We start from the raw sequence: 6,969 nt of genomic DNA, 5'->3' as shown, positions 1-6,969 counted from the left end.
CGCTAAAAAAAATGAAAGGGTATGGATAGAGAATATTCAAAGGTAAAGCTGAAAACAATTGCTTTTGATTTTACACATTAATCCGGACTTGACTCTCATTGATTCCCTTAACAATGCGAACTGATGGAAATATGGACTCAATATGGACCGTTGATTCCCATACCATTGCGAACTAATCGAAATATGGACTCAATATGGCCCGTTGATTCCCATACCATTGCGAACTAATGGAATTATGAACTCAATATAGCCCATTGATTCCCTTAACAATGCAAACTGATGGAATTTTGAACTCAATTTGGCTCATTGATTCCCTTAACAATGCAAACTGATGGAATTTTGAACTCAATATGGCTCATTGATTCCCTTAACTTTGCGAATTGATGGAAATATGAACTCAATTGGGCTCATTGATTCCCAGGACGCTGTGAAATAGCGGAAATATGGACTCAATCGAGCTCATTGATTCGCGTAACCTTGCAAAATTGTGGAATTATGAACTCAATATCCGCGAATGGAAACATAAATTATTGTGAAACTGGAAGGGGATGCTCTTCCAGTTCCACAATGCCAAACATATTTTAGCTACTTAAAGGATTAAGTTACATTTAATAATGGACTTGGCTTAAATCTGCTAAAATTATATTCGATCTCTTCTTGTGATGACCGAAATCCGCAAGATTCATAAGCTAGCACCGATCCAATCGAGGAATTATAAATACTTCCTATGAATACTCTTCCCATCATACGTAAACAGCATATTTTTCCCTTCAACGATTGTTTCCATATGGACACTTCTGCCCCAGAGCTGCTGGACATACGGCAGGACCTTTTCCAAATATTTCAGGTCTAGTTCGATCCCTTCAAACCAGTGCTTTAAGTAAAGCTCGCCATTTTTCAGGTAGTCGCCATCGTTCACTGTTAAATAAGGGAAACCGCCATTGACACGCATATTGACTAGCTGATCACGAACATTTTCCCATTGTTTATCAACTACTTTATAGTCCTTGCCTTGTTTCTGAAACAAATACATATCCTCACGCATAACAAGGTCTTTTGTTAAATAGTTTCGCAAAAATGAGATGTCTGATTCTATTTCACGAACTTCAAACATTTTTTCACGGCCAGATCCTGGTTCCACCCCTCGTTTTTTCATTTCTTCAGTCGGATTATCATATCTTTCTTCAATATCCTCGAAGATTTTTAACCCAAGATAGTATGGATTAATGCTTGTTCTTGATGGCTGGACAACCCCAGCATTTAATTTTGCAAATTCCAATGCCTCTCCGCTTGTTAAATCCATTTCACGCAAAATCCGCTGATGCCAATACGATGCCCAGCCCTCGTTCATGATTTTTGTTTCCAGCTGCGGCCAAAAATACAGCATTTCTTCTCGCATCATCGTTAAAATATCTCGCTGCCAATCAGATAATTCCCTGCTGTAGTTTTCAATGAATAAGAGCAAGTCTTTTTCTGGCTGTGGAGGAAATTTCTTTTTCCTTTTTCGGACAGCTCTTGGTTTATTTCTTTCATCCAGATTCCATAAATCATCATAAGGGGATGAGGCGATTGATTCTTCTTCCTCATATTCATCATCGTTCAAATTCCATGTTAGCTTCGGTCTCATGAGGGAGGGATCAATATGCTCTTCAATTGCCAGAACGGCATCAAGAAACGTTTCGACTTCTTTTTTTCCATGTTCAATTTCGTATTGTCTAATGCGTTCTGCTGTGGCAGCCATGCTTTCTACCATATCCCGTTTCGTGTTCTGAAAGCGCATATTATTTTTAAAGAAATCACAATGGGCCAAAACATGGGCGACGATTAATTTATTCTGAATTAACGCATTCGAATCGAGCAAGAATGCATAGCAAGGATTTGAATTAATGACCAGCTCATAAATTTTTGACAGCCCCAGATCATAGTGGAGCTTCATTTTATGAAACTGCTTGCCAAAGCTCCAGTGAGAAAAGCGTGTTGGCATTCCATATGCACCAAATGTATAGATGATATCAGCAGGGCAAATTTCATAACGCATAGGGTAGAAATCGAGTCCGAAGCCAGTAGCAATTTCTGTAATCTCCTGAATTGCATAATTCAGTGCTTTCCTTTCGTCTTCACGCATTCACTACTCCCCCTTTTTCGTCTTATCACAATCTATGAGAAAAAGGCAGGAATGATGTATTATAAGGTTAATCTTCCAAGGATTACAAAAAAAATCCCATAGGGAGATGCTCTAGAACATCACCATACGGAATGAATAACAGAGGCAAGCTGCTAATAATCAAATACTATGCCTAGTCACTTTGACAAGCGCTGATAAAACGTTGAAATCCTTCTCTTCCCTCTTCGTCCCGCTTAAAAACTGCGGCATCCTCTAGTGCTTTTAAAAACTTTTTCCCGACTTCCTTACTTACAAATGAGTCAATATCCGCTTCAGAGGCAATCGATTGGTAACCTCCCTTTAGTTCTTCAGCCCATGCATTATGATAGTCGGCAACCATATGAACTTCGCCAAGAATATACTTTTTCACTTCCTCAAGTTCCTCTTTTAAACGAGCAGGTAAAACGGCGAGCCCCATCACTTCGATTAGACCGATGTTTTCCTTTTTTATATGATGAACATCTTCGTGAGGATGAAAAATCCCTAGTGGATGATCTTCGTTCGTGCGATTGTTTCGCAGAACTATATCTAATTCAAAGAAGCTCCCTTTTTTTCTGGCAATAGGGGTAATCGTATTATGAGGAATCTCATCAGTTCTCGCAATGATTTCTAATGCTTCATCACTATAATTTCGCCATTTTTCTAAAAAATGGGCTCCTGCCTCAACAAGAGATTGGATTTGCTTTGAACGAAGACGGATCAATGACATCGGCCATTTGACAATAGAACATTCCACATCTGGAAACCTAGTCAGTTCAAAGGTCCACTCGGAATCTGCCTTAGCCATCGCAAATTCGTAATGGCCCCCTTGGTAATGTTCATGGGATAAAATCGATCCGCCGACAATCGGCAGCTCCGCATTCGAACCTAAAAAATAGTGGGGGAACTTCTCCACAAAGGTTAACAGCCGTAAAAACGTCTCAGCACTGATCACCATATCGGTATGCTTCTCAGAAAGCACAATACAATGCTCCTGATAATAAACATATGGCGAAAATTGGAGATACCAGCTGTCCCCAAGCAACTTCAAACGAATCATCCGATGATTCGAGCGGGCAGGATGGCCAATTCTCCCCGCATATCCTTCATTCTCAATACAAAGCAGGCATTTTGGGTAGTTCATATTTCTAGCCATTTGTTCAAGCTCGATACTTTTTGGATCTTTTTCTGGCTTCGATAAGTTAATCGTAATATCTAATTCTCCATATTCAGTATCGACCTTGTATTCAATATTTTGACGAATTCTCTTCATATGAATGTATTGGCTATTTTTACTTAATTCATAAAAATACTCAGTTGCAGACATGGGACTCTGCTCATATTTATCATAAAAAATTTGATTAACGGCAGATGGACGTGCAATCAAGACATTCATTAGTTTGCTTGAGAAGATTTCCTTTTCATCAAAAACATCTTCTATGATTCTATGAGCACAAGCGTAATCAACTATTTTTTCAAGTAAATCAGGGATATTATCGTCATTTCCCCTATCTTCATTTTCATCTATGAACTCAGCAAGACGCAGAAGTGATAAGACTTGATTTCGGGCATAGATCACATCTTCCTGCTCAATTAAATGGGCAGCAAACGCTTGATTGATTAGTTGTTGAACCCATTGATTAATCAATTTCTTCACCTCTATCTGAAGCATACTTTACTAGTCACGCATAAAATTACTTTACTTTGTCAAACCAAGAACTAGCAGTCTTCCTTAATACTGCATTTAGTTCCTCTATATTTCTTTTTCCTGAATGCTGCAGCCAGTCGCGTCCTGCCTTTTCTCCCTCTGCAGCAAATGGGGCCACGCCATCCTTCCAGGTTGCACGTCCACATAATACCCCATTAAAAGTAGATCCCGAACTTTTAGCAAATGTTAGTGTTTCTTGGAATAGCTTTGCACTTACACCAGCACTTAAGAAGATAAATGGAAGCTCGGTTGCCTGACTCTGTTCTTTGAAATAGGATGCAGCTTCTTCTTGACTATATACAGCCTCGCCTTTTGCATAGCCTTCTACAAAATTCATATCTACAGGAACCTCAACTTTCAGCACATCCACATGATACTGTGGCTTGGAGAATTCCTTCATGGCTTCAATTACTTTATGTGGCTTCACTTTTGCATACTCTTTGCTCTTCGCATCAGCAATTTTTGCATCATATGTAACAATTTCTAAGAAAAAAGGAATGTCTTCAGCTGCACACTCTGACCCCACTCGCTCCATATAAACATGTTTATAGTCATTAATTTCCTCTGCCTGATCCACATCATAATAAAGCAGGAACTTGATCGCATCAGCGCCCGCTTCTTTCAAACGTTTTACTGACCATTCAGATAATAAATCCGGCAAACGTCCCTCGTCTGCTGCATCATAGCCCGTTTTTTCATAAGCCACTAATAAGCCGGCATTTTTATCGCGAACCTTTGCAGCAGGTAAACCATATTCAGGATCGAGTAAAATAGATGTGGAGTAGGGAGTTAATTCTTCAGAAATTAACTTTTTAAAGTCCGTCACTCCTGCATCACCAATTTCATTCGAATAAGCAGCGATCATCTTTTTCAAAGATCCGCGCTGATCGATCGCTAATGCACCTATTACACCATTTTCATCTGATATACGTTTTAGTGCTTCCAATTTATTTGTGGTAAGTTCCACCATCATCATTCTCCTCTATCAATCTATTTTTTCTACCTTAACTAAATCAAAGTAATGGTCAAACTTTTCCATATTAATAGAGCCAGTTCCGCTTTCCATCGCATTTAACATTCCAGTCGTCATCGCTGTTTTCAGCAGAGTTTCTGGAGGATTATCCCGTGTCAGGGCTACCGCAAATCCCGCAACGGTCGCATCCCCAGATCCTACAGGATTGATGACATCTAGTTTTGGGATCGTAATCCGGTAATAGTCCGCCTGATGTCTGACGATGGCACCCTCACTGCCCATGGAGACAATAATCCATTCAATTCCTTGGAAAATATCCTGTTTCAAGGCTTGCTGAATACTATTTGAATCATTATTCACATCCATACCAAGCATTTGTGATAATTCTGCTGTATTCGGTTTAATAGCAAATGGCTTTTCACCCTGCTGCAGCACTTGTTTCAATGCTTCCCCAGAAGTATCCAGAATCACTCGTATGCCTCTTCTGTTGCTGATCTCCACCATGTTGCAGTAAAAATCAGCCGGTAAGCCTTTCGGCAAACTGCCTGAAATGGTGACAAGTGATATGGAAGACAGCAATTCTTCATATTTATCTAAACACGCTTTCCCTTCATCTTCAGATAAAGCTGGACCTGTTTCTAATATTTCTGTTTGCTTGCCTCCATGAAGAATCGCGATACAATTTCTTGATTCCTTTTCAATTTTTAAAAAGGTATTGGGAATGGAATTTTTGTTTAATTCTTGAATGATATATTCACCAATCGTGCCACCCAGCACACCGGTTGCTAACACGTTCTCACCCATTTGTACAATTACTCTGGCAACATTTAAGCCTTTGCCGCCTGCTGTTTTGCTGACATGTTCCACACGATTGACATCATCTAGCTTGAATGGATCAACGTGATAAGAAATATCAACCGAAGGATTCATTGTTACAGCTAAAATCATTGCACTCACTCTTTCTCGTTGATTAGGCTAAGCCTGATAACGACAGATACCGTTCAAATAAGTCGCTATTAAATCCATTGAAGGATTCAAAACGATAAAGTCAGCAGCGTACCCTTTTGCTATCTTTCCGCATTCACTATCAATATGAACACTTTTTGCCGGAATAGTACTTGCCATATAAACGGCCTCTGAAGGTGTGGCAATTCCCCATTGGACAACATTTTTGACCGCATCCTTTAATTGCAGAATACTCCCTGCCAAGCTCCCGCCTTCCATACGGGCAGCGCCGGCCTTAACCTCAACAGGAAATTCTCCTAGCTGATACATTCCCTCAGGCATCCCGCCTGCCATCATACAATCAGTTACCATAACCATTGAATCTCTGCCACGAGCATTCATTAAAATGTTGGCAGCGACTGGATGAACATGGTGCCCATCACAGATAATTTCAGCAAAGACATCTTTTAAGCTCATAGCAGCACCAACCATTCCAGGCTCGCGGTGGTGCAGACCACTCATCCCATTAAAGGTATGTACAAAAATGGATGCCCCTTTATCGACCGCATGCTTCGCTTCTTCATATGTAGCATCACTATGGGCTAGGGCAACAGCAATCTTTTCTTTCACTGCATATTCTATAAATTCTGAGGCCCCTTTTCTTTCAGCAGCAATCGCGATTTTTTTTATCAATTGATTCGATCGTTCCTGCCAGATCTCCAGTTCAGAAATTGAAGGGTCACGGAAGTATTTTGTATTCTGGGCCCCCTTATGCTTTTCTGTAAAGAATGGCCCTTCCAAAAAGATTCCTTTAATTTTTGCCCCTTGCACTTTCGCATAATTGGCTCCAATCATTTCAACCACATTATTTAATAATTCATGAGAGGATGTTAAAGTAGTAGGCAAAAAGGAAGTGACACCACAGGATAACAGACCTTCTGAAATCTGGTTCAATCCATCAAAGTTATGATCCATAATATCGTGATTTTTAAAGCCATGAATATGTGTGTCTACTAAACCAGGTGCAATCCAATGTCCACGATAATCGATGATTTCAGCTCCTGCATCCGGTCTCTTTTCAGTAAAAGCACCAAACTTCCCATTTTCAATTTCTAAGAAGCCTGGGCCTGCCACTTGATCATCAAGAAAAAACTGATCGGCACAAATAAATGCAGACATGTTTATTTCCCCTAACTATTA

Annotated in this window: 5 protein-coding genes; all 5 read right to left on the bottom strand. The window is 40.0% G+C overall.

The features are described 5' to 3' along the window. Positions 1-712 precede the first annotated feature (712 nt). Complete coding sequence (locus tag ASU02_RS22760) at positions 713-2,125, bottom strand: SpoVR family protein (RefSeq protein ID WP_057767718.1); 1,413 nt, start codon at positions 2,123-2,125, stop codon at positions 713-715. Positions 2,126-2,297: 172 nt separating this feature from the next. Next, positions 2,298-3,791: a UDP-glucose--hexose-1-phosphate uridylyltransferase gene (gene galT, locus ASU02_RS22755; RefSeq protein WP_198317482.1), complete on the bottom strand. Its 1,494-nt coding sequence runs from the start codon at positions 3,789-3,791 to the stop codon at positions 2,298-2,300. A 46-nt stretch (positions 3,792-3,837) separates the two neighbouring features. Continuing rightward, positions 3,838-4,821 carry a tagatose-bisphosphate aldolase gene (gene lacD, locus ASU02_RS22750; RefSeq protein ID WP_057767716.1) on the bottom strand — a complete coding sequence of 328 codons (984 nt, stop codon included), beginning with the start codon at positions 4,819-4,821 and terminating at the stop codon, positions 3,838-3,840. Between the two features lie 15 nt (positions 4,822-4,836). Continuing rightward, the gene (gene lacC, locus ASU02_RS22745) at positions 4,837-5,772 is read right to left on the bottom strand and encodes a tagatose-6-phosphate kinase (protein WP_057767715.1); all 936 of its coding nucleotides are present in this window, start codon (positions 5,770-5,772) and stop codon (positions 4,837-4,839) included. A 27-nt stretch (positions 5,773-5,799) separates the two neighbouring features. Beyond that, on the bottom strand, positions 5,800-6,948 hold the full coding sequence (gene nagA / locus ASU02_RS22740) for an N-acetylglucosamine-6-phosphate deacetylase (RefSeq protein WP_057767714.1): 1,149 nt from the start codon (positions 6,946-6,948) through the stop codon (positions 5,800-5,802). Positions 6,949-6,969: the final 21 nt, after the last annotated feature.

Origin of the sequence: Cytobacillus praedii, from assembly GCF_001439605.1 — a bacterium.
GTDB classification, from domain to species: Bacteria; Bacillota; Bacilli; order Bacillales; family Cytobacillaceae; genus Cytobacillus; species Cytobacillus praedii.
This window is presented reverse-complemented; position numbering and strand designations above follow the sequence as displayed.